The organism is Microlunatus endophyticus (assembly GCF_014646195.1).
Classification (GTDB): Bacteria; Actinomycetota; Actinomycetes; order Propionibacteriales; family Propionibacteriaceae; genus Microlunatus; species Microlunatus endophyticus.
Map to the genome: position 1 here is coordinate 106,509 of NZ_BMMZ01000014.1, position 23,155 is coordinate 129,663.

Consider the following 23,155-nt stretch of genomic DNA (forward strand, 5'->3'; position numbering starts at 1 on the left):
GGCGTTCTACAATTTGTAGAATGAAGTCGCTTGCCGGCCCCCAGGCCCTCGCCGCAGGGTTGTTCGCCGCACTCCTGACGCTCGCCGGCTGCGGGGCCGTCAAAGCGCCAGGTGTCAATGTAGGCACGCGACTCGAAGCCGCAGTCCCGGAAGCGATTCTCGATCTGCCGCTGGACGACACCGCCGGCGTGGTACGGCACCTGTCGAGCTTCTCCGGCAGGATCTTGGTGATCTCCGATGGCATGACCTTGTGCCAGGAGACCTGTCCGCTGGACACGACGACCGTTGTGCAGACAGCGCGTCGACTGGACGCAGCGGGGCTCGGCAGCAAGGTTGAGTTCCTGACCATCACCGTTGACCCAGTCAGGGACACCGTTCCCCAAATCGCCGCTTATCGTCGGCTGTACACCCGGGCCGGTCAGGTGCCCGACTGGACCGTTCTGACCGGTTCGGCCGCCGACGTGGCACGGCTCTGGCGCTACTTCGGTGTGTACACCAAGAAGGTCCCGGCGGAGGATCCACCGCCCGTGAACTGGCGCACCGGCAAGCCGTTGACCTATGACATCGAGCACTCCGACGAGGTGTTCTTCATCGACGCGGCGGGCAGTGAGCGGTTTGTGCTCGAGGGGCCGCCAGTGGTGCGGGACCGCTCCGACATACCGAAGACGATCTATCACTTCCTGGACGAGGACGGACGCCATGATCTGGCTCATCCTCCCAGCACGGACTGGACCGAGGCGCAAGCACTGCAGGTCCTCAGTTGGCTGCTGGATCGCCATGTCAGTCCCGCCTGATTTCGTCCCGCTGGTGCAGCTTTCGATGTGGGGGAGGGGCCCATGGGTCGGGATCGGCTGACGCCGTGGACCTGGCATGCGGTCGTCAGTTCGTGGTCGTGGCGTCCTGGCTGGATCGTGGTGGCCGTGCTGCTGGCAGCCGGTTACGCGTTGGCCCTGTGGTGGTGTCGGCGAGCCGGCCGCCAGTCAGTCGGCCTGGCGCCGGCGATCACCTTCTTCTCCGCACTCCTGCTGCTGGTTCTCACGGTCTGCTCGGCTTTCGACACGTACTCCATGGCCCTCTTCTGGGTGCACATGATCGAACACCTGTTGTTGATCATGGTGGTGCCTGCGCTGCTGGTCCTCGGGCATCCGCTGACGCTGCTGCGAAACGCGATCGGGGCGAAGGCCGTCGACCGAGGGATGTCGGTGTGGCCGGTGGCGGTGTTGACGCATCCGTTGGTTGGTTTCGTGGTGTACGCCGCCGCGCTCGTCGGCACCCATCTGACCCACTTCATGGATCTGATGGCCGTTCATCCCTGGATGATGGGAGCCGAACGGGTGCTCTACGTCGTGGCCGGCTACCTTTTCCTGCTGCCATTGCTCGGCAACGAACCGATCCGGTGGCGGGTGCCACTGATGGCAAGACTGCTGCTGATTCTGGTGGCGATGGGGCCGGACACGATCGTCGGGATCGTACTCATGCAGTCCAACGACCCGTTTCCCGTGATGCTTGCGATGCGGCCTTCCTGGGCGCCATCGCCGGCGCAGGACGTACTCACCGGGGGCGGAATCATGTGGGTCGGTGGCGACGGTCTGATGATGGTGATCGGCCTGGCCACGATCGCGGCGATCCTGTTCACCCGCGACTCCGACAAGCTGCTCGGCGGTTGGCTCGAGCGTACGCGGCGATCGGTCCTTGCACAGGAATTGGGCAGCGGGGGCGAGCCCGTCGACAGTGCGATGCTGTCCGAGACGTCGGACGTCGATGACGACCAGGTGGTGCTGGACGCGTACAACCGGATGCTTTCGCGGCTCAAGGAGCGCGAGTAGCAACCGCTCGTGCAAGTGCGGCCGGACACCAGTCGTCACAGTGTGCCGCTGAGGTGTTGCACACCGAGGCTGGTCGCGGTGACAGCGACCCACAGCACGGCGCCGAGCAGGAGGGGCCGATGCCCCGTCCGCAGGAGACCGGCGACATCTGTCGCCAACCCGATTCCGGCCAATGCGATGGCGATCAAGAACGACGACACCCGGGCCAACGTGGGCTCTGCGACCGTTGGAATGAGCCCGCAGGAGTTGGCCATCGCCATCAGCATGAATCCAACCAGGAACCACGGGATCAAGCGCAATGCGCGCATCCGCCTGTGCTGCTGCTCCGTACGGACGGCATTCGACCCGGCCGGTACCCCGCCGCGCCGACGATGGATGACAGCAAGACCCACGGTGACGGGGATGATCATCAGAGTTCGGACCAGTTTCACCACGATCGCGTGATTGGCTGCCTGGGCCCCGTAGGTCGTCGCCGCTGCGACAACGGAGGACGTGTCGTTCACCGCAGTGCCGGCGAAGAGTCCGAACGACTGCTGGCTGAGATGCAGGAGATGCCCGAGGATCGGGAAGCTCACCACTGCACAGATGTTGAACAGAAAGATCGTCGATACCGCGTAGGCGATGTCAGCGCTCGCGGCTCCGATAACTGGCGCAACAGCAGCGATGGCCGACGCTCCACAGATTCCCGTACCAGCACCGATCAGCGCCTGGAGAGTTCCGTTGACGTGAAGCAACCGTCCCACGACGCGTGCCAGCACAAGACACACCATCAGGGTAGTCAGCATCACCGGAAGCGATGTAGCTCCGATGTGCACGACAGTTCCGAAGGACAGTTGGGTACCGAGGATCACCACAGCAAGCTGGAGAAAGAACCTGCCCGCGAACTTGATACCCGGCTGCAGCCGACGACCCGGGCGAATGACTGCACCCAGGACTGCGCCGAAGACGATCGCCGGCACCGCGCTTCCGACGACAGGGACGAGGTTGCCGACACCCGTGGCGATGGCCGCGATGGCCAAACAGACCGCGATGCCGGGAAGGGTCGCCCGGTCGCTGGCGAGGTTTCGTGGCGGGCGAGATGGAAAGTGCATTCTGCTGCCATGGTGCATCCTTCGGCGTCGTCAGGGCACCCGCCCTGATCTTGTACCAGCACAAGCCCAGGTTGTATCGGATGTCAGGGACTGGCGGAATGTCATACGCTTGCAGTACGCAACGATTGCACTATGCTATAAAATCTGCGAGTCTGAGTGTTGTCGGGACATGCCAGGCACGCGGGAGGGGCGAAGACTCGTGGCGTCAAGTAACACACGACCGCCTTTGCGCATCAGCAAAGCGCGGCCGAAGGTCCGGCACGACAGATCCGTCCGCGGGAATGTCCCGGTGCGTCGCTCGGGACCAGCGGAGTGATGCGTCCACTCCATAGCTATGTGATCCGGGTGAGCCTCGCTCCCAATCACGACGGTTGGGAAGTGCAGGTCCCCGGGCTCCCATCCGCCCGTGCGTCGACTGCCCAGCAGGCCATGAAGTTGGCGCTTGCAAGACATATCGAACGCGTCGGCCACACAGCTGCGCAGGAAGCCAGAGTCTTCGTGACGTTCGAGATCGAGCCGGACCAGATCGACGACGTTATCGCCGGCGTCGTTGCCTGACTGGCTGCCAGACGCCCCGAACCCACAACGGAGTGGATTCGGGGTCCCAGGCCCAGCTACCCGATGCAGCGTCACGATCCTGCAACATCGTAACGCCGATGCTGACATCTGGCACGAGAAACCTGGCAAGGTCGACCACACCTGATCCGCAGCCACCGCGACAGTCGGATCAGCTACAAGATCAACAGGGGGCGAGATGTTGTCACGGCCAGCAAGTTGGATCGCGATTGGTTCACAATTGACGAACGGTCGGACAACGATCGGCTAGAGCATTGCGACCCACCTACAGCTACGTGATCAAGGTCAGTCGTACCGAATACGGAAGGGAGTGGGACATCCAGGTCCCGGGACTTCCGGTCGAGTCCGCACCGGCGATCCCCGAGGCGCTGAAGACAGCACTTGTCCAACTGGCCGAGCGTATTCGCGCGATGGACGCCAAACGTGCAAGGGTACTCGTGACAGTCGAAGTGCAGCCGGAACAGATGAACGACGTGATCACCGGTGCAATCAACTAGTGTCGCCATCGGACGGCCGCGAGACCATCCGGTCGAGGTGATCATGATCGACGCTCTACCCGACCAGCGATTTCCCTTATGGAACAACAACCGCGGAAACGAAACCCAAGACGCGGCTGGCCCCACTGTGAGCGGCGACATGTAGGGCATCGCAGAGTCAATGGCGTCTGGCGATCATCGGCTCGGCCCGAGAATCTATTCCAGACGGGGGATCATCGGTTGCTCATAGGCGCATCGCGGGTCACTCCTCGCGCCGTCGGCTCGTCCATGATCACCAGAGCAGCCTTCGCCGCGAGAACCTTCGGACGCCGTCGTAGATGTTGCTGCCGACGGGCCGCGAATCGACGATCGCCGCGACAGCGGCGATCAACTGCTCGCGCGCGGAAACCGACAGACATGGCAGCAGACATAGCCGCCGACGACCACCCGCGGCGCCGTACTTGCCGAGCAGCTATGCAACGGCGGCAACTCCAGCCGTTGAACCTTCGACGGCACGATCGACGTTGCCGACGACCAGGAGGTCCTCGATGCATACCACCGGATGCTCTCCGACTCAACGATCACAAGTAGTGCCGACGCCTGCGGCTGGCGTCATGATGGTCACTTGGGTCGCTGATCGCCAGCCACGGCGGACGTCTGTGCGTACGTCCGACGCTCATCCGACCCGGTGAGTAAGTCGCTGTCCAGCTGTGAACCGGGGGAGGGGTGTCGTGGATGTCCTCGAGATGACGACCGCGGAGCGGACTGATCTGGCTGACCTTTTGGAGCATCTCACACCCGAACAATGGCAGGTCCAGTCGTTGTGCGCCGCCTGGCGCGTCCGCGATGTCGTGGCGCATGTGATGAGCTTCGACGGCGTGAGCCTCTGGGGCCTGGCCCGAAGAGCTGTCCGGGGACGCATTGTCCACATCAACCAGGCAGGTGTCGACGAGCTGGCCCCGCTCGACCCTGCCGAGCTCCTTGCTCGGCTCCGTTCCCGCCTACAGCCGACAGGGCTGGCGGCAAGCTTCGGCGGCCGGCTTGCTCTGCTGGACGTCACTATCCATCATCAAGACATCCGCCGGCCGCTCGGCTTGTCACGTCAGATTCCGGCCGAGCGGCTGCGTGAGGTTCTGGACGGTGTGGTGTGCAGCCCCGAACTGCCAGGTCGACGACTCGCACGGGGGATACGGTTGATCACCACAGATCTCGATTGGAGTCACGGCTCGGGATCGGAGGTTCGCGGACCTGCCGAAGCGGTGCTGATGGCCGTCGCCGGCCGGCCGGTCGCGGTGAAGGAATTGTCAGGTCCAGGACAGGCGCTTCTTGCCGGGCGCCTGGCCCGGTGACGAGTCGACGGCCCCGGCAGGCAGTGTGATCTCCTGGCAATCCGAATCCCGTTCGGCTCCGAATCCTGGATAGATCCGGTATTCGATACACCGGATTCTCGGCCTGGGAACAGGCGTGGTGCGTTCGAACGCCGACGGTGGTCTACGGGTCGATCAAGGCTGGGAACGGGGTCTCCCGGTTCCGGGAGGCGGACCCGCACCGTTTCGAGGCGCACCAGACTGACGCGGCGATGCGCCCACCATCAGTCCGCGCTGTCCTCCGGTCGAGGGCCGTCGCATCGCTGGACCCGGGCGTCCCCGATGCGGCGGCCCATACGCCGAGACGACGACATCGCCGGCGCTGACGGCGGTGTTGGGAGGGTGTGGTTGTGGTGGAGCATACTTCTGGCGGAATTGCGGGGAGAACGGGGACCGGGGCGTTGCGGTGGCTCGCGGTCGTTGTCGCCTTCTCGAATCTTGGGATTCATGTCTATCTGGCGCCGATGCACCTGGATGAGAAATTCTATATCGGGGTGCTGTTCTTGGCTGGGTCGGGAGCATTGGCGGTGGCGATCGTCGGTCTGGCTACTGATCGGGATCGGCTGCGGACGGCGGCGTGGTTGTTGGGCACGGCTACCTCTGTTGTCATGTTCTTGGCCTTCGTGGCCAGCCGGACCGTTGGACTTCCTGGCGGCTATCTGGAGACATGGGCGCAGGGCCCGGAAGATGTCATGGGACTGGCGTCGTTGGGTCTGGAAGTTGTGTTTGTCGGATGTTGCCTCGCGTCGATCACCATCCGCGACACGACGGTGCCGGACAACGGCCAGGCACGACGTGGGGTGTTCGGCCGGATCCCGCTCCATGATCGGACTGCCCCGTTGGCCTGAGGCGTTGCCACCGAGTCGGTGGAGCGGAGTCTCACAGCTGCTGGATCGCAAATGGGGTTGTGGTCGGTGTCTTGGAGCCGCCGTCGGGTTCGATGGTGATGGCGATTGCTGCGGCGTTGGTGATGTTGCCGGTGAGCCATACCGATCGGTCTGGTTGAGCAGTGAAGGTTTGGTCTGCTTCGGCGACGGTTCGTCCATCGTTGGTGTGCATGGTCCAGAGCTGGAAGACGTGGCCGGCTTGGAGACCGGGGCGGCCGGACAGGACGGCCATTGCGGCGTTCTGGCTGGCGGAGGTGATGTAGGTGACCCGGCCACCACCTGGCATCGGTTGATGGTAGATCCGGGTGTCGGGTGCACTCAGTAGCTGGTGTTGGGCGGCTTGATCGGCCTGTGTGGTCTGGACCTGTTGGTGTCGACCGACTGTCCACCCGCCCACTGCGAGGACGACTGCCAGGACTGCTGCCACGCCAATGCGGGCGATTCGGTGCCAGCGCGCCGGACGGAGTACGACCGTCTCTGGGTCGCGACCTCGCGCGGGCGGCCTGTCCGGAAGGTGTCCGGCTTCGCGGTCGGCGGCGGGACTGCTCGCTGGGCGCGGTTCAGGGCCGAGCTGCGGAACATTCCTGATAGCTGCGAGGACTTCGGTTCGGAGCGCGGGCGGGGGAGCGGTTTGGGTCAGGACGGCAGTTTCGGCCAAGGTCTCGCGGAGTTCGACTACTTCGGTCTGGCAGGCGGCGCAGGTGCTCAGGTGGGCCTGGAATGCCCTCCGCTCAGCCGGGGTCAGAGCATCGAGCACGTAGGCACCTACCGGTGCGTGCGGATCCGTGTCGTCACCCGGTGCCGCGGCGCGACTGAGGTTGCCGTGATCGGGGTCGATGCCGTGGCGCGGGTCGGTCACTGTGATGCCCCCCGTTCGGTGCGTAGTTCGTCTCGGAGACGGCTCAGGCCGTCTCTTATTCTCGTCTTCACGGTGCCGATCGGTATCTGCAGCAGCCGGGCGATCTGGCTTTGGGTATAACCGCCGAAGTAGGCCAAGGTAAGCGCTTGTTGTTGCGATTCGGTCAGCTTTTCCAGGCTGGTCTGGATCCGGTCGGCATCGAAGTGTTCCCGGGTGGCTTCCCACACCTCATCTCCGCGATGGTCACCGGCTCGTGGTTCCTGCCTGGCGTACAGGTCGTCCCGGGCAGTCTGAGCAGCTGTGGCCCGTACTCGGTCGATGGCGCGTCGACGGGCGATGGTCAGCGCCCAGGCCATCACGCTGCCGCTCGATTTGTTGTACCGGCTGGATTGCTGCCAGATCTCGACGTACACCTCTTGGGTGACTTCGGCTGCCAGGTCGGGCGCCTGCAGGACGCGCAGGACGATGCCGTGGACGCGGGCCGCGGTGAGGTCGTACAACTCGGCAAAGGCGTCCTCCTGACCGCAGCCGGCGCGACGAATCAACTCGCTGAGCCGGTCATTCTCCATCCGAGTCTTGCCTCTCCCTACCCACGACGGCACTGTCTCGGGCACTGGAGTCTCCAGTATCGACCTGCCCGTAACCCGGCCACTGACGCCCAACCGCCCGGCGGGGTGAGTCTCCTGCCGCACGCTTCTGCGCGCTCGACGCATCGTCGTCGGTCGAATCCTCCGACTCTCTGTACCCAGAGAATGATCGGTATCGACAGGATGGTCAGTGTCGAACTTCGAGCAGCTGCCGTGATGGTGTGCGAGCCGGTATGGAATGGACATCGCGACACTGAACCTCCCCTCAGGGTTTCGACTGCATGCTTGTCAAACCTGGGGGCCGCTCGCGATGCCGGACAAGGTGCTCGCGCGATCCGCGGCCGGTTACGTGTGCTGCGCGTGGGCGTAGATGATCAGGTTGCCGCGGTAGTGACCGATGGAGTGATCGAAGTTGCTGCACGTCACCAGCCGAAGATCGGCCTCAGCCGGGTCGCCGCCGTAGAGCTCTTTGATCGGAAGGTTCGTCCGATCGGGGTATTGACGGACGCCATCGACGACAAAGGTGATCCTCAGATGGTCCTTCCGACGAATGACGATCGTGTCACCCGGATGGAGTGCGCCCAGGTTGTAGAAGACAGATGGTCCGTGGATGGTGTCGATGTGACCGACAATCACTGACGCGCCGAACTGGCCCGGAGTTGGCGAATCACGAAACCAGGCAGCCTCATTCTGCTGGTCCCCACTCGGGACTCCCAGGGCCCCGCCGCTGGTCACTCCGACAGACGTGACTGCGGTATCCACCTTGATCGCCGGAATCGACAGATGCAGCGGAGGCGAGGCAACCCGAGCCCGCGGCGCCTCCTGCGGCGACGGTTCCGCAGAGGACGGGTCATTTGACCGCTTGGGTGACTGCGCGGAGCCAGCTGTCGTGGGCGGCCAATCAGATGGGGTTGCCGCTGCACGGGACGTGGAAGTCATCGCTGGCGATGAGGTCAACGGCTGACCGGTGGCGGAAGGTTGGACGCTTCCGGCCGCGGCCGCGTCGAGCTTGGGTGGCGACTGCTGTTCAGCTATCCCAACGACGATCAAGATCACGCCGATCACGCCAGCAATCACTACCAGCAGCCAGCTCGGCTGCTGTCCGCGCAGCCGTCCATGTCTGGCAGGGTTGCCTGCCGATGGCAGCTGTCTTGCGATAGTCGTCTCCTCCCTCCATCATGGGTCCTGTCGGTGCGTGTCTGTCAGCGCGGGACTCGCTCAGCGATGAATCGGGCGCCCTGACCCGAAAGATCAGGGCGCCCGAACCCGATTCTGACCAGGCCGGCTAACGGCCGACGACGGGTGTATCAGCCTAGTTTTGTCGGCTCGTCCGACGCTGCATCCACAGGGCTGCCACACCCGCGGTCAGCAGCAATGCCGTACCGCCACCGATGACGCCCTCGTGCTCGATGCCAGCGGTCGACCCGGTCCCAGTATCCGGACCGCTCGCAGGCATGGCATGCAACGGACCGCACAAGGCGGGCGCGGTCGCGGCCAGCGGCAACGACGGCACCAGCGGGCTCTTCTCCTTCTGAGCCTTCGCACTCAACGTGGACGGATCAAGACCATGGACGACGACAACCGCAGTGTCGTCGCGCAGCGATTGCAGCGTCTTGCTGTCCAGAGTGATTGTCCGGGAATAATCGGTGCTCGAACCCCCAGGGGCGATCTTGACATCCGTGCCAGCCTTCGGACTGGTGTCGCCCTTGACCGACAGGGTCGTGCCGATGGCACCGTAAGAGGCCGCTGCCTCCGGGGTGCTGATCACGCCGTCGTTGTTCTTGTCATCCGACATCGTGGGGCAGGTACCCGCCGCACCGATGTGGATGTGTTGCACATGCGGGAACGGGCCGCCCATGAACTTGGAAGCCAGCCCGGACCAGTGCTCGGTGATCTTGGCCTGGTCACCGTTCACGGTGATCCATACCGAACCCGATCCACCCGATCCGTTGAGCGCGTTCAGCGTCGCCGAGTACGAAGCTCCGGAATCGGCATGGGCGGCCAATGGTGCGGCCGCGGTCAGCGCTGCAGCACCTGCCACTGCCAACGGTGCCAACCACTTGCGGGGCCTGTTATGAGATTTGGGCATCAGTAAACCTTCCTCGGCCCGCCTGCTGACGCGCCGCAACTCACAGAACTAGAACATCCAGCCCTGGCGTTGGTTACACATCTAGTTCGGAGCCGCGAACAGCTCGGATTGGACCAGCAGGCTGGAAGTTCGATCAGCCTTCGCTTTTGCCGACAGCCGGCAGGAGCACTACGCGCGAAGCTCCCCGAAGCCGAGAAGGATTCGATCGCAATCCTGGCCGGTCCGTTCGGCGGCTACTGAATGAGCGCTTGAATGAGCGCTACGGAGAACGCAGTGCGAAGGCCAGGATGTCTAGCTCCTTTGGCCTGCCGCCGGGTTCGGGAGTGACGCGGCAGGGGACCATGCTGGCGACGCGAGGTGGTGGCCTCGAGCAATCGTTCGTCCGCAACTGTTCTAGCTGGCATTCGGGGTCATGGATGTGGTCGGCGGGAGCTTGGAGTCGGGTCGCGGAGGGCGCGGACGGGTGGTTCGGGCCATCGAGTTCGGAAGTGTTGGCCAGGGCTCGGGGAGCACACGTCTCACCTTGCTCCGAGACAGATCCGCGGGTCTCCGAGATCACGATCTCGACATGGCCTGGCTTTTATAACACTCATGGTTTTATAGTCTGATGGTGACGGCGGAGCTACGCGTCCCCTTGATGCGGATGGCGCGGAGCAAGGTTTGGCGTCTGGCTCGGTCCTGCTGCCGTCTGGATGTCGTCGCCGGAGGGGCGACGCGAGAAGATCAATCGGAGTTTCAGTGAAGAAACAAGTGTTCAAGGCTGCGTTCGCGGCTGGTGTCGTTGGTGTGCTGAGTGCTTCGCTCGTTGCCTGCTCGGGGTTGACCGGGAGTTCTGGAAGCTCCGGAGGGAGCGATTCAGGGTCGAAGGCTGATCCGAATGCGAAGGTGACGATCACCGTTGGTGATGAGCCGACGGCTGACGAGCCGGCTGCGGTGGCGCAGTTCAAGAAGTCTGTGGCGGCGTTCGAGAAGCTGTACCCGAACATCACGGTCAAGCCGTCGACTGAGACGTGGGAAGCGCAGACGTTTAACGCCAAGTTGGCCGCCGGCACTCTGCCGGACACGATGGGTGTCTCGCTGACCTATAGTCAACAGCTGATTCAGAACCATCAGTTGCCGAACATGACGCCATACCTCAAACAGCTGGGTATGTTGAGTGAACTCAATCCCCTGGCCGCGAAGCAGGCCGAGGATAGGGCGGGGAACATCTACACATTGCCGTACGGCCTGTTCCAGGTGGGTCTGTCGTACAACCGCAAGATCTTCTCCGAAGCTGGTCTCGACCCGAACAAGCCACCGTCGACCTGGGCTGAGGTGCAGCGGGACGCGAAGATCATTCATCAGAAGGTGCCGAAGGTTGCTGGCTATGCGCAGCTGACTACGAACAACACCGGTGGGTGGATGTTGACCGCGATGACCTACAGCATGGGTGGCAGGGTGCTGAACGATCAGGGCACGAAAACCACGTTCGGTCCGGCTACTACGCAGGCGTTGCAGTTGTTGCATGACATGCGCTGGAACGACGATTCGATGGGCAGCCAGTTCCTCTACAACCAAGATCAGATTCGTCAAACATTCTCGGCGGGCAAGATCGGCATGGTGCTCCAGGCGCCGGATATCTACGGGCAGGCGACGTTCACCTATGGCATGAAGGCAGCGGACTTCGGTCAGACCGCGATGCCCCAGGCCAATGGCACCAATGGAACCTTGACCGGTGGCACGATTGCCATGTTCAACGCGAAGGCGACCCCCAACCAACTGCTGGCCGCGGCCCGCTGGGTCAAGTACGAGCAGTTCCAGCAGTACTTCGACAAGAACCTCGCGATTGCCAACGCGAAGGCAAACGAACACAGCGTCAACCCGCCCGGTGAGCCCGGCCTGCCACCGGTCTCAGACGCCGTGAACGAGCGGTATCTCGGCTGGATCAAGCCCTACATCTCTATTCCACTGCAGAACTTCTCGGGCTACACGTCCGCTAACCTGAAGCTGGTCCCGGAACCGTTCGACGCCCAGCAGGTGTACGCGGACCTCGACCCGGTAGTCCAGAAGATCCTCACGGACAAGAACGCCAACATTGCGGAGACGTTGGCCTCGGCGTCGAAGACCATCAATGGTCAACTCGGCCAGATGAGTCACTGATCATGTCCAAGACCATTGAAATGGCAGCGGCGAGCCGGTTCACGGACCGGCATCGCCGTCGGCGCCGGTTCTCTGTGGTGCGGTGGTATCGCAGCGGGGGTTTAGCTGCGCTGTTCTTCGCCGTGCCGCTGGTGTTGATCTTTCTCTATTTCAACTGGGGTCCGATCGTTCGGGGTGTTGTGCTCAGCTTGCAGCACACCAACTATGTCGGGCCGGCGCAGTGGGTCGGGTTGCACAACTTCGAGTTCGTACTCACCGATCCCGGCCTGGGAAAGGCGGCACTGAATACCCTCTATTACGCGGTGTTGGCGTTGATCTTCGGTTTCCCGATCCCGATCTTGCTGGCGGTGCTGATCAACGAGTTGCGGCGCTGGGATTGGCTGTATAACGTGCTGGCCTATCTTCCGGCAGTGGTGCCGCCAGTCGCCGGCATCTTGCTCTGGAAGTTCTTCTACGACCCGTCTGCGAATGGGATCTTCAACACGATCTTGTCCTGGGTCGGGCTCGGTCCCTATCCTTGGCTCAATTCTGGTGCGATGGCGATGCCCTCGATCGTGGTGTACACGACCTGGGCGGGCGCTGGGTCGACGGCGATCATCTACATTGCGGCGTTGGCCGGGGTTCGGTCCGAGCTGTACGAGGCGGCTGAGATCGATGGTGCGGGGATCTGGTCGCGGATCTGGCATATTACTTTGCCACAGTTGCGAAACATCATCTTGATCATGATGTTGTTGCAGTTGATCGGCACCTTTCAACTGTTCAACGAGCCGTTCATCTTCACCGGCGGCGGCCCGAACAACGCGACTCAGACGGTGATGCTCAGGATCTACAACTACGCCTTCGTCAACTCTGACTACGGGGCTGCAACAGCGCTCAGTGTGCTTCTGGCATTCGCACTGTGCCTGCTGTCGGTTGCCTATTACTTTGCCACGAAGAAGTGGGGTTCGTCGTGACAGTGATCGAACGGGACATAGCTGTGAGCCCGTCTACTGGATCGGAGCCGCTCAAGCGGCGGCGACGCCAGCAGGTCGAGCCGAAAGAGCGGGGTGCCATCTCCGCAGCAGATCGGAAGCGGCCTAGCGTTCGGGCCGTGCTCTGGATAGTCCAGGGTCTTGCTCTGGTCGGACTGGTAGTCGCTGGTCTTGGGCCGTTGGTGTGGTCGGCCAAGGCTGCGGTGTCGAGTAGTCAGAGCATCATCTCCGATCCGATGGGGATCTGGTTTACGCCAACCTATTGGGAGAATCTGGGACAGGCGTGGAAGGGAGCCCAGATCGGTCACGCGCTGTTGAACAGTGTCATCCTGGCGGTCGGTTGTGCTGTCGCAACGCTGTTCGTCAGCACGACCGGCGCTTATCTGCTCAGCGTGTTGCGACCTAAGTGGGGTCCGGTCATCAATGGCGCGGTGCTAGCGACGCTGTTCCTGCCGAGCGTGATCTCGCTGGTTCCGCTGTACTTGACGATCCTGGACATGCCGGTGATCAAGGTCGATCTGCAGAACACGTTCTGGGCCGTGTGGCTTCCTTCGGCCGCGAGCGCGTTCAACGTCGTAGTACTCAAGCGGTTCTTCGACTCGATTCCGCGGGATCTGATCGAAGCGGCCTCGATCGACGGAGCCGGCGCGGTGCGGATTTTCCTCACTTTGATCATTCCGCTTTCCAGACCGATCCTCGGCGTTGTCGCCCTGCTGACAGTCGTCGCCTCTTGGAAGGACTTCCTCTGGCCGATGCTGGTGCTGTCCAACGCCAACCTCCAGCCTGCCTCGGTCGCGCTGGAACAGTTGTCGTCCGGATCAACACCGTTCGCGGTCCAGTTGGCCGGCGTGTTTCTCACGACCATCGTGCCGGTGGTGGTGTTCTTGATCTTCCAGAAGCAGTTCCTCCGCGGCGTCGGATCGGTCGGAGGCATCAAGGGATGACAAGTGGAAAGCTGGCCGGTACCCGGGTGCTGGTCACCGGCGGCTCAGGACGGATCGGGATCGAGACTGTCCGGCGGCTGAAGGCCTCTGGCGCTTCGGTGGCGGCTCTTTCGAATCGCCCGAATGCCGAGCTGGTTGCTGATCGGGTCATCGTCGGTGATGCTCGATCAGAGAGCACCGTGTCCGATGCCTTGCGAGAAGTCGACTTGGTCGTTCACCTAGCGGCGCTGGCACATCGAGACATCGCACCTGGGTTCCAGGTCTACAGCACGAATGTGGTCTCCACCTACAACGTGTTGGCGCAAGCCGCAGAGCGAGGCGTCAAGCGCACTGTGGTGGCGGGAAGCATCAACCGCTACGGGCTACCGCAGGGCAATCGCGAGGATGCCACACCGGCGTACTTCCCGATCGACACTGACATGCCCGCTGATGTCTCGGATTGGTATTCGCTGTCCAAGTACAACGACGAGAACACCAGCCGAATGGTCAACCGACGCTGGGGGATGGACGTAATCACGCTTCGCTTTCCCCACACGAATACCGCTGATGCGCTGCGCACCGCCAGTGATCAACTCAGCATGGATCCGCGGCGAGGCCTCACCGAGGGATGGTCCTACCTCGACGTACGAGACGCCGCGCGAGCGATCGAGTTGGGACTGCTCGCCAACACCCACGGAGCATATGCGTTCTACCTAGCTGCCGATCGAACGAGCGTTCCTTACCAGACCGACCAGCTGCTGGATCGTTATGCATCCGGGGTGCCTCGGCTGGTCGAATTCGTCGGCAGGCAGGTGCCGATCGACCTCACGCCAGCACGGGAGCTGATCGGCTTTCAGGCCAGACACGAACTCGACTTGGAAGTTCGCGAATTGCCGTAGTCCTGGCCCGATGACCACGTCACAACCAGCCGTCGGACCTCGTTGAAAGAAGCTGTACACGATCATGATCGATACCTTTGCCAACCCGTGGCCGCCGCGGGAGAACATCAAGATCACTTCCGTCCGCGCGATCACTACCGCACCTGAGGGAACAGCGCTCGTCGTCGTCCGGATCGACACCGACGTCCCCGGCCTCTACGGACTCGGCTGTGCGACCTTCACGCAGCGCTGGAAGGCAGTGCAAACCTACGTGGACGAACATGTCTCACGGCTCTTGGTGGGCCGATACCCCGGCGACATCTCAGACCTGACTCGGCTGATCGGTTTTACCGCGTATTGGCGCGGCGGCCCGATCACCAACAATGCGATCTCTGGTGTCGATCAGGCGCTGTGGGACATTGCAGGCAAACGCGCAGGCCTCCCGGTCTACGAGCTCCTCGGCGGCAAAGTCCGCGCCAAGGCGGACACCTACCTGCACGCCTCCGGGTCGACCATCGATGCGACCATCGAGCACGCGCACCAGTTGATCGACCGCGGCCAGCGCTACGTCCGGCTGCAGATCTCCACCCCCGGCGGCGGAGGCTATGGCGCGCCGGCTTTACCGGGGGAGTATCCGGAGGCTCCGTACCCGAACGGCTGGAGTGCCCGCGACTATCTGCGGCGAGTACCCGAGCTGTTCGCGACAGCACGGCGTGAATTACCCGACAACATCGAGCTGTTGCACGATGTGCACTCGCGACTGACGCCCAAAGAGGCCATCTGGCTGGCCCGGGCGTTGGAAGACTACCGGCTGTTTTTCCTCGAGGACGTGTTAGCTCCCGAGCTGTGGGACCGATTGCCCGAGGTGCGCGCAGCCAGCCCCGTACCGATCGCGGTCGGCGAGCTCACCACATCCATGACCGACGCCGTTCACCTGGTACGTGACGGCGGGGTCGATCTGATCCGCAGCCACATCTCTGACATTGGCGGATTGACTCCGGCACGCAAGCTGGCCGAGTTGGCCGAACTCTGCGGCGTCCGCACAGCCTGGCACGGTCCCGGCGACACCTCGCCGATCGGTGCCGCGGCGAACGTCGCTCTGGACGTGAGCTCGCCGGCATTCGGGATCCAAGAGGGTCACGTCTACAACGACGCCACTCACCAGGTGTTTCCCGGTACGCTTCGGATCGAACAAGGGTGGCTAACACCCAACGACGCGCCCGGCTGGGGCATCGACATTGATGAGGACGCTGCGGCTCGCTTCCCCGCCGAGTTGTCCGGACATGACGCTTGGGCGGCGGGTGCGCGTCGCCCGGACGGGACATTGGAGGCCCCATGATCGAGGCGCGCGACGCCGGTGGCCCAGTCGAAGCAATGCGATCCGGCCCGTCGGGTCGATCAGGTCAAGGCTTCAGCGCACTCCAAGAGCCGACGACGCCGCAGCCCGTTCTGCGCCGGCTGACCACTGGACGAGTTGCACGCATTAGCGACCGCGGCGCCCAAGCAGCCGCCTATCAAGGCGCAAACCAGTACGACCTCGGCTTATTCAACGAGTATCGGATCATCGAGACCATTCGGCAGGCCGGCACCATCAGTCGAACCGAGATCAGCGAACAAACAGGTCTCACCCAGCAGGCGGTCTCTCGGATCCTGCGGACCCTGCTGGACCGCGGACTGGTCGCAGAGGCCGAGCAGGAACGAGCCGAGCGGCTCGGCAAGCCCCGCACACCCGTCCGCCTCCGCGCCGAGGCCGCTTACGCAGCGGGCGTCCTGGTGGACCCAGAGTCACTGACTTGTGTCCTCGCCGACCTGGACGGAGAGGTTATCCAGCGGCGCCGGCTCAGCCTTACAGCTCGAACCTCGCCCAGCCGGCTGGTCGCGGAAATCGACAAACGAATTGCCGCGATGATCCGAGCCGCGGCGATCGCCCCGGCATCATTTCTCGGTGTGGGCGTAGCCACCCCCGGGCCGATCACTCCCGACGGGGAATTGCTTGATCTTCCGCTGTCGGAGGCCTGGAGGAATGTTCCACTACGCCAGCTCCTAGCAGAACGGTTGAACTGCCCCGTAGTGGTCGACAAAGACGGGCAGGCCGCGGCAATCGGGGAGCGGTGGATCGGCCGCACGCAACGCTCGGGTGACTTCGCCTTCCTCTACTTCGGCACCGGGATCGGTTCCGGACTCGTTCTGAACGGCGACGCATATCGAGGTGTCAGCTCCAATGCCGGCGAGTTCGGACAGCTCTGCGCGATCCGAACAGGAAATCTCGATGCCAGCGGCCAGCCACAGCTGGTCCGCGAATGCAATCCGACGCTGGCGCTCCCCGCGATCGCCAAAGAGCTCGGATACCGCGGAACGGCCACCAGCTACCGGGAAATGTGCGCCGAGGTCGGCGCAGGTGACCCAGCCGCGGTGGCCGCCGCGCGCCAAATCGCCGACGTCATCAGTGTCGGCGCCGTCGCGCTAATCGATCTGCTGGATCTACCACTTGTCGTCGTCGGTGGCCCCGCTTTCGAGCCCGAACTGGCCGAAATCATGCTGACCGCGATCAGTCGTGCGGTGAATACCGCGCCGACCGCTCACGCTGCCCGGCAGGTCGCGGTCGAACGATCACTGCTCAACGAGGTGGGCGCGCTCGGCGCGGCCTCAACAATCTTCCACGAAGCGTTCACCCCGTCCGCCGGCCGGGCGGCAAGACCATGATCACACACACGTGCGCCAGCACCTCCGGAGCCAGGGTGGCGAGTAACGCCGACTCGGTCGAACTCACCAACGGCGTCGTCGGGTGCGGGGTCGATTCCGTCGGAGCACGGATCGCGTCGCTGCGGCACGTACAAAGCAACACGGAGTTCCTCTTCCATACTCCATGGGCCGGTGAACAGTGGACCGAGGACTATCCCGCCGACAGTTCCTCGACTGAGTGGCACCGCCGGCACTGCGGCGGCTGGCACACGTTAATCCCGCGCGTCGGCGATGAACGCACAGTCGACGGCATCCGCCACCCGTTCCACGGCGAGGCCGTCTGGCGTCGCTGGTGCGCAGCGTCGAAGCCTCCGCGACGCGCTCCAGCTATGACATCACCTTACGGACCGTCCCGCTCTTGATCGAGCGCCCCGTGCGACGCACCCCCGACGTGGAAGCCAAAGTCACGCACCGCCCCGACGGGCTCAGCCTGGATGTGACGTGCTGTGGTTCCGGACTCCGAACTTGTTTGTGGGGGGGCAAGCCACATTCAAGGGCGATTGCCGCCCCCCGGCGATGCAACTCCGAACAGCGACCCTCGGGATTCTTGCTGCTGTGGGCGGTTCCCTTGGACAGAGATGCCCGCCCGCCGGATCCTGGTCGGGGGATCCACGTGATCCGGACGGGCGGACGGTGTGGGACGAGGCGCCTCTGCGTACGTGAGGAAGGGGATTGGATTCCGGGATGCCTCGTCCACTCGGGCCCCTTGCCCTACCTACAGGAATACCCAGAGCCGAAACAAACACTCAGAATGCGCGAATCGAGCATCCGTGGCGGGTACTCCAAGAACGGTGCCGGCACGGGTCGGGCAGTCGGATCCGCCGGGCCGGGCCGCATGGTGAGCCGTGATGATCTTCCCCTGGGCAGGTGGTCTTCGTGAATCTGGTAAACAGTCTTGCCCCTGTCCTCAACGTCGACACATCCAATGGTGCTCCATCTCCATCGGCTGGCATCAGGCCGACTCCTAGACGGGGACGTCAGGCGTAAGTGTGAGGGTAGTCTCGGGGCGGGGCAGCGATCATTCGAGCCGCCGTTTCTGAGGAGTCGTTTTTGAGGGTTGAGGGCGTGTGAGGATCGAGGAGAACTCGTTGAAGTACGCCGAAGACTTCGCCCAACTGGCCGCGGAATTGCAGGGTGAGCATCGTGAGCAGCCGACCTTGGATCGGATTGTCGAGCGGGCGGTACAGGCGGTCGACCCGTGTGATCATTGCGCGATCACGCTCCGTGATTCCAATGGTCGGCTGACCACGCCGTCAGCTACCGATTCGGTCGCGGCGCAGGCTGCAGAGTTGGAGAACGAGCTTGGTGAGGGTCCGTGCTTGGACGCGATCTGGGACCTCGGGACCATCACTGTCAACGACCTGGGCACCGAGTTGCGGTGGCCGACCTGGGGGAGGGCGGCGGCTGATCTTGGTATCAAGTCGATGCTGGCGGTGCGCCTGGAGGTGGCGGGGCAGCCGATAGTGGCCTCGTTGAACCTGTTCGCTGATCGGCCGACAGGATTTGATTCGACTGATCTGGGGATCGCCAGCGTGTTCGCCCGGCACGCGTCCCAGGCGTTGGCGGCGGTGCGGGTCGAGGAAGGGTTGCGGGCGGCCGCGCGATCGCGGCAGACGATCGGTGTTGCCGAGGGGATGTTGATGCAGCGGTTCGGGTTGACTCTCGATCAGTCATTCGAGCTGTTGCGCCGCTATTCCCAAACCCGCAACATCAAGCTCCGCGAGCTGGCCGAACATCTGGTCGAGTCCGGCGGCATTCCCGATCCAGGCCCTGGTGACCCGGCAGCTGATCTGGAACAAGCCCTCGGCCTCAGCCCAGTGAGCCCGGACGAGCCGGACGACAACCGATAGCGCGGTTACGTGGTGTGGTGTGAGGAGTCGCCATCAACGCTGGAATATTCCGCTGGTGAGTGGACCGGAGTGGACTGGGTAGCTGCGGAGTACGGCCGCACGTAGTTCCTAGGACTTGCTCCGCCATGCCAGCACACCCGACAGGAATGGTCGCGAGAGCGTGACGACCTGGACGCGACGGGACTCCTGCAAGCGGGCAGCGTGCTGGGGTTCATCGCGCTGATGCACGTTGTCGGGTTCGGGGTTCTCTTCGGTGTCGTCGCACCGCACCGTTACAGCTTGGGCATCCAGGTGTTCGATATAGGCCTGGGTGTCATCGCCTACACCTACTGTCTGCGGCACGCCTTTATGCCGACCACATCGCAGCTATCGACAACACCACTCGCAAACTCCGCGCGACGGGAAACGTCCCAAATCGGTCGGCTTCTGATTCGCGATGGGCCACTCCACGATCGTGTTCGCGATGACAGCCCTGGTCGCGGCCGGTGCCCACATCGTCGGCAATCTGGTCAACGACGATTCGACCGCACACCAAACCCTTGGGCTGATCGGCACCCTCAGCTCCGGCATGTTCCCGTACGTGATCGGATTCTTGAACCTGCTCGCCCTGATCGGGATCGTCCGCGTCTTCCAAGGACTCAGGCACGGCCGGGTTCGGCGAAGACGAACTGGAAGAGCACTTACAGAATCGTGGCTGCGTCGCCCGGATCCACGGCGGAGTGACCAAGGCGATCCAGCGCCCGAGGTCGCCAAAGTCGAAGACCGCTGGCAATCCACCGGCTCAGCACCCACCGAATAGACCCCGACTCTCAACGCTCAGGCGAGAGTCCGGTCTCGGTCGGGTGAGCTGTCAGCGGTGTGAAGTAAGGGTGAGACCGATGAGTGTGAGGTTGAGGGCGATGATCGCTGCAGTGATGATCCATGCCGCGATCGTCAATGGGCGGGGGTTGGCGAAGGACCCCATGATGGTGGCTCGGCTGGTGTAGGCGACGAGTGGGATCAACGCGAACGGGACCCCGATGCTCAACAGGACTTGGCTGAGGATGAGCGCCCGGGTGGGGTCGAAGCCGATGGTTAGCACGATAAGTGCCGGGATCAGAGTGATGATCCGCCGCCAAATGAGCGGGATTTTGAGGGCGAGCAGGCCGGCCATGATCGTTGATCCGGCGTAGGAGCCGACCGAGGTGGAGGCTAGCCCGGAGGCCAGGAGACCGATTCCGAATATGATCCCGACACCAGGGCCAAGTGCAGTCTGGATTGCGTGGTGGGCGCCTTGGATGGTGTCGGTACCGCCGTGTCCGGGAAGGCTCGCGGCGGCCAGGAGCAACATGGCGATGTTCACACTGCCCGCCAGAAAAAGGGCGAGGATGACGTCGAGGCGGCTGGCCCGGAGGAGGCGCGGGATTCGATCTCGAGCGATCCGGCTGCCGTGACGGTCTTTCGCGAGGCCGGAGTGGAGATAGATCGCGTGTGGCATCACGGTAGCGCCGAGCATGCTGGCGGCGAGCAGAACGGTTGGGGTGCCGTCGAAGCGGGGCAGGAGGCTGGTGCTGGCCTGGTGCCAGTTGATGGGGCTGACGAACAGGCCGGCGGTGAATCCGATAGTGATCACCACGAGTAGGCCGATGACGACGAATTCGAATGGCCGTTGCCCGCGTCGTGACTGCACCGCGAGAAGGCCGAGGGAGACGAGGCCGACGATCAATCCACCGGCCGGCAGCGGGAGGCCGAACAGGATCTGCAGGGCGAGTGCGCCGCCGACCACTTCGGCCAGGTCGGTTGCGGCGGCGACGAGTTCGGCCTGGATCCAAAACAGCAGCCGGGACCGGCGGCCCAGTCGGGTGCCGAGCAGAGACGGCAAGGTCTGTCCGGTGACCAGTCCCAGTTTCGCTGATAAATATTGGATCAGGACGGCCATCACGTTGGCCAGGACAAGCACCCAGACCAGCAGATATCCATGCGCGGCACCCGCAGTGAGGTTGGCCGCAACATTGCCGGGATCAACGTAGGCGATTGCCGCGACGAATGCTGGTCCTAACAACCACACCAACCGTCCACGCCCGGGCAGGCCGCGCGCGGCCGAGGCGGGCTGTTCGTCTCGCCGCCTTGCCTCGTGCTGCTCGCGTCGTTGGTCGCTTCTTCGCTTACTGGTCCGGCGTGTGGACGGGTCGGACCGTTGGTCCGAGCCGGACACGGACCCCAGCAGTCGTGCCGGCTCGGACGTGGTCAATCTCTCCATCGACCTCTCCGTCGATCTCTCCATGGACGCCAACCATGATCAGCATCGATTGTGCGGGCGTCGGTGGAGCGCCGCCCGCCCCTTCCCCGCTCTGCCTGTTGACGCTCTGCCTTCGCCCGGACGGCGATGCCCAAGCCGACACCGGCGGCAAGAGAGGAGAGCCTGCACCGCAGACATGGAAGGGGTGGGCGACACGTCGGGTCGACAGGTCGGGGAGACGGGTCAGTGGCTGGCGCTGGTGTTGACGTCGCCATTGACGCCGTGGGGAAAGAAGCCGCCCTTGCTGGCTTTGCCTGGGTTGAGGTAGACGACGTTCAAGACGGCGCCGGGGGTACGGCCGTAAGCGATCGCGTGCCCGGTCGTCGGGGTGATGTTGGATCCGCCGCTCCAGTGGATCCCCTTGTCGTCGTCGGTCTTGCCGTCGAGACTGTCGCGGGCTGCCGAAATCTTGCGGGCCGGCATGTACAGCTCGCGCTCGTACAGCGAGGTGCGGATCGTTGCGGCGTGGTAGGCCTCGACGGCGAGGATGCCGGCGGCAGCGCTCAGGTAGGTCTTGTTGCTGATCAGTGGCGCTGCGCCCTTGTAGGCGGTGACGCCGACGTCTTCGAAGATGTAGGCGCCCAACAGGAAGTTGTCCTCATTGGCGAACGGGTCGAACGACTGACCCTTCTTGATCACGCCGGCGGCCTGCGCTGCGGCGGTGAAACTGGACTTCAGATCCAGCGTCGGCTGAGCCACCTTGGCCCCACCCAACGCTTTGCGGAGGAACTTGACGTGATGCAACTCGTCGCCGGCGATCTCCTCGGCGTACTGACGGATCCGCTTGGTCTGGAACGGCACCTGATGACCGCCGATGACCTTGCCATGGTCACCCTTGCCATCAGTCAACGAGGAATCGATGCCATGACCATGCACCGCATGCGAGTAGAACTGCGCCTCCAGATACTCCAGATTCAATGCGAAGTTCAACACCGTTCCGTCGTTCGGTGCCGCCTCCGCCACCTCGCTGCCGCTACGCAGCATTGCTACCGCGCCAACGGTTCCCAGGCCGGCAAGCCCGGCCGAACGGAGGAACTTGCGTCGCTCGCTGGGATTCTCCGCACTCTGATCAACCATGCTCATCACAGTCTTACGTCCGAACACAGCACACCCCTCTCCGGGTCGATGGGTCCGAGACGTCGATATCCCGTACCTACCTACCTATTCGGAGCCGACAGCCCAACGGATTGGTGCGCATCAAGAAAACTTGACTGCCTCGCCCTAACGCAGCCCCGGGGACCACATCACTCGAAAGGCGCAATCAACGAGGTGCACAAGCCACTCGACGTAGCGCGGCGACTTCAGCCCGGCGGCTCCTGGTGGCCGTGTGAATCCTGCCGATGACACGGCAGCTTGGAATCATCTCGCTTCCTGCAGATTCAGCTACGACTCAACTCAACCTTCCGATGATGTCAACCTCCCGATGAGGCGAGGGCCACGGGACGTGGTCCACGCGTGCTGTCGGACGATCAGTTCCGTTACCGAACAGAACCGGATTTTCGGTCGATCAGCATCCCACTAATCCGAAAACCGGTTGGCTTCGAACTAGTGTTGCGCGTCATTAATTCGTTTACAGTGTGGGATGATGGTGTATGCCATCAACTGTGTTCGAGGTC

21 protein-coding genes are annotated in these 23,155 nt (G+C 63.3%); 14 read left to right on the forward strand and 7 right to left on the reverse strand.

Features of this window, described 5'->3' with window-relative positions; genetic code table 11:
* Positions 1 to 20 precede the first annotated feature (20 nt).
* Entirely contained in the window at positions 21 to 794 is a 774-nt protein-coding gene (locus IEY07_RS21110; protein WP_188897599.1) for an SCO family protein, read from the forward strand.
* 42 nt (positions 795 to 836) lie between these two features.
* Entirely contained in the window at positions 837 to 1,826 is a 990-nt protein-coding gene (locus IEY07_RS21115) for a cytochrome c oxidase assembly protein (protein ID WP_188897601.1), read from the forward strand.
* A gap of 35 nt (positions 1,827 to 1,861) precedes the next feature.
* Here the strand turns inward: IEY07_RS21115 and IEY07_RS21120 are convergent, their stop codons facing one another.
* Positions 1,862 to 2,917 (reverse strand): YeiH family protein, encoded by a 1,056-nt coding sequence (locus tag IEY07_RS21120; protein ID WP_188897603.1) that lies wholly within the window; start codon positions 2,915 to 2,917, stop codon positions 1,862 to 1,864.
* A 345-nt stretch (positions 2,918 to 3,262) separates the two neighbouring features.
* Between IEY07_RS21120 and IEY07_RS21125 the strand changes: the two genes are divergently transcribed.
* From IEY07_RS21125 to IEY07_RS21140, 4 genes are all read left to right on the forward strand, one after another.
* The gene (locus tag IEY07_RS21125) at positions 3,263 to 3,475 is read left to right on the forward strand and encodes a hypothetical protein (protein ID WP_188897605.1); all 213 of its coding nucleotides are present in this window, start codon (positions 3,263 to 3,265) and stop codon (positions 3,473 to 3,475) included.
* Between the two features lie 293 nt (positions 3,476 to 3,768).
* Entirely contained in the window at positions 3,769 to 3,990 is a 222-nt protein-coding gene (locus IEY07_RS21130) for a hypothetical protein (protein WP_188897607.1), read from the forward strand.
* 710 nt (positions 3,991 to 4,700) lie between these two features.
* On the forward strand, positions 4,701 to 5,318 hold the full coding sequence (locus IEY07_RS21135) for a maleylpyruvate isomerase family mycothiol-dependent enzyme (RefSeq protein ID WP_188897609.1): 618 nt from the start codon (positions 4,701 to 4,703) through the stop codon (positions 5,316 to 5,318).
* A gap of 368 nt (positions 5,319 to 5,686) precedes the next feature.
* A complete protein-coding gene (locus IEY07_RS21140) occupies positions 5,687 to 6,184 on the forward strand; it encodes a hypothetical protein (protein WP_188897611.1) in 498 nt (165 codons plus the stop codon).
* A 31-nt stretch (positions 6,185 to 6,215) separates the two neighbouring features.
* On the opposite strand, the gene IEY07_RS21145 is transcribed toward IEY07_RS21140, so the two are convergent.
* The 4 genes from IEY07_RS21145 to IEY07_RS21160 all read right to left on the reverse strand — a co-directional run bounded on the left by IEY07_RS21145 (position 6,216) and on the right by IEY07_RS21160 (position 9,758).
* Positions 6,216 to 7,082: an anti-sigma factor gene (locus IEY07_RS21145; protein WP_188897613.1), complete on the reverse strand. Its 867-nt coding sequence runs from the start codon at positions 7,080 to 7,082 to the stop codon at positions 6,216 to 6,218.
* Positions 7,079 to 7,915 (reverse strand): sigma-70 family RNA polymerase sigma factor, encoded by an 837-nt coding sequence (locus IEY07_RS21150; RefSeq protein WP_308422965.1) that lies wholly within the window; start codon positions 7,913 to 7,915, stop codon positions 7,079 to 7,081. The genes IEY07_RS21145 and IEY07_RS21150 overlap by 4 nt, the downstream gene beginning before the upstream one ends.
* Before the next feature lie 99 nt (positions 7,916 to 8,014).
* Complete coding sequence (locus IEY07_RS21155; RefSeq protein WP_188897617.1) at positions 8,015 to 8,734, reverse strand: sortase domain-containing protein; 720 nt, start codon at positions 8,732 to 8,734, stop codon at positions 8,015 to 8,017.
* Positions 8,735 to 8,981: 247 nt separating this feature from the next.
* Entirely contained in the window at positions 8,982 to 9,758 is a 777-nt protein-coding gene (locus tag IEY07_RS21160) for a hypothetical protein (RefSeq protein ID WP_188897619.1), read from the reverse strand.
* Positions 9,759 to 10,496: 738 nt separating this feature from the next.
* Between IEY07_RS21160 and IEY07_RS21165 the strand changes: the two genes are divergently transcribed.
* The 8 genes from IEY07_RS21165 to IEY07_RS24375 all read left to right on the forward strand — a co-directional run bounded on the left by IEY07_RS21165 (position 10,497) and on the right by IEY07_RS24375 (position 20,060).
* Positions 10,497 to 11,897: an extracellular solute-binding protein gene (locus IEY07_RS21165; protein WP_188897621.1), complete on the forward strand. Its 1,401-nt coding sequence runs from the start codon at positions 10,497 to 10,499 to the stop codon at positions 11,895 to 11,897.
* A 2-nt stretch (positions 11,898 to 11,899) separates the two neighbouring features.
* Complete coding sequence (locus IEY07_RS21170; protein ID WP_229670457.1) at positions 11,900 to 12,850, forward strand: carbohydrate ABC transporter permease; 951 nt, start codon at positions 11,900 to 11,902, stop codon at positions 12,848 to 12,850.
* Entirely contained in the window at positions 12,796 to 13,812 is a 1,017-nt protein-coding gene (locus IEY07_RS21175) for a carbohydrate ABC transporter permease (RefSeq protein WP_229670459.1), read from the forward strand. The genes IEY07_RS21170 and IEY07_RS21175 overlap by 55 nt, the downstream gene beginning before the upstream one ends.
* Positions 13,809 to 14,690, forward strand: coding sequence for an NAD-dependent epimerase/dehydratase family protein (locus IEY07_RS21180; protein ID WP_188897625.1), 882 nt, complete (start codon positions 13,809 to 13,811; stop codon positions 14,688 to 14,690). The genes IEY07_RS21175 and IEY07_RS21180 overlap by 4 nt, the downstream gene beginning before the upstream one ends.
* Positions 14,691 to 14,754: 64 nt before the next feature.
* Positions 14,755 to 16,008, forward strand: coding sequence for an enolase C-terminal domain-like protein (locus IEY07_RS21185; protein WP_188897627.1), 1,254 nt, complete (start codon positions 14,755 to 14,757; stop codon positions 16,006 to 16,008).
* Positions 16,005 to 17,372, forward strand: a complete 1,368-nt coding sequence (locus IEY07_RS21190) for an ROK family transcriptional regulator (RefSeq protein ID WP_229670461.1) — start codon at positions 16,005 to 16,007, stop codon at positions 17,370 to 17,372. The genes IEY07_RS21185 and IEY07_RS21190 overlap by 4 nt, the downstream gene beginning before the upstream one ends.
* 1,127 nt (positions 17,373 to 18,499) lie before the next feature.
* Complete coding sequence (locus tag IEY07_RS21195) at positions 18,500 to 19,261, forward strand: GAF and ANTAR domain-containing protein (RefSeq protein ID WP_188897630.1); 762 nt, start codon at positions 18,500 to 18,502, stop codon at positions 19,259 to 19,261.
* 463 nt (positions 19,262 to 19,724) lie between these two features.
* The gene (locus tag IEY07_RS24375; protein WP_229670462.1) at positions 19,725 to 20,060 is read left to right on the forward strand and encodes a HoxN/HupN/NixA family nickel/cobalt transporter; all 336 of its coding nucleotides are present in this window, start codon (positions 19,725 to 19,727) and stop codon (positions 20,058 to 20,060) included.
* A 51-nt stretch (positions 20,061 to 20,111) separates the two neighbouring features.
* Here IEY07_RS24375 and IEY07_RS21205 read toward each other — a convergent pair whose 3' ends face one another.
* Together IEY07_RS21205 and IEY07_RS21210 are read right to left on the reverse strand one after the other, a co-directional pair.
* A complete protein-coding gene (locus tag IEY07_RS21205; protein WP_308422966.1) occupies positions 20,112 to 21,524 on the reverse strand; it encodes an Nramp family divalent metal transporter in 1,413 nt (470 codons plus the stop codon).
* Positions 21,525 to 21,722: 198 nt separating this feature from the next.
* Positions 21,723 to 22,616 carry a ferritin-like domain-containing protein gene (locus tag IEY07_RS21210; RefSeq protein ID WP_229670463.1) on the reverse strand — a complete coding sequence of 298 codons (894 nt, stop codon included), beginning with the start codon at positions 22,614 to 22,616 and terminating at the stop codon, positions 21,723 to 21,725.
* Positions 22,617 to 23,155: the final 539 nt, after the last annotated feature.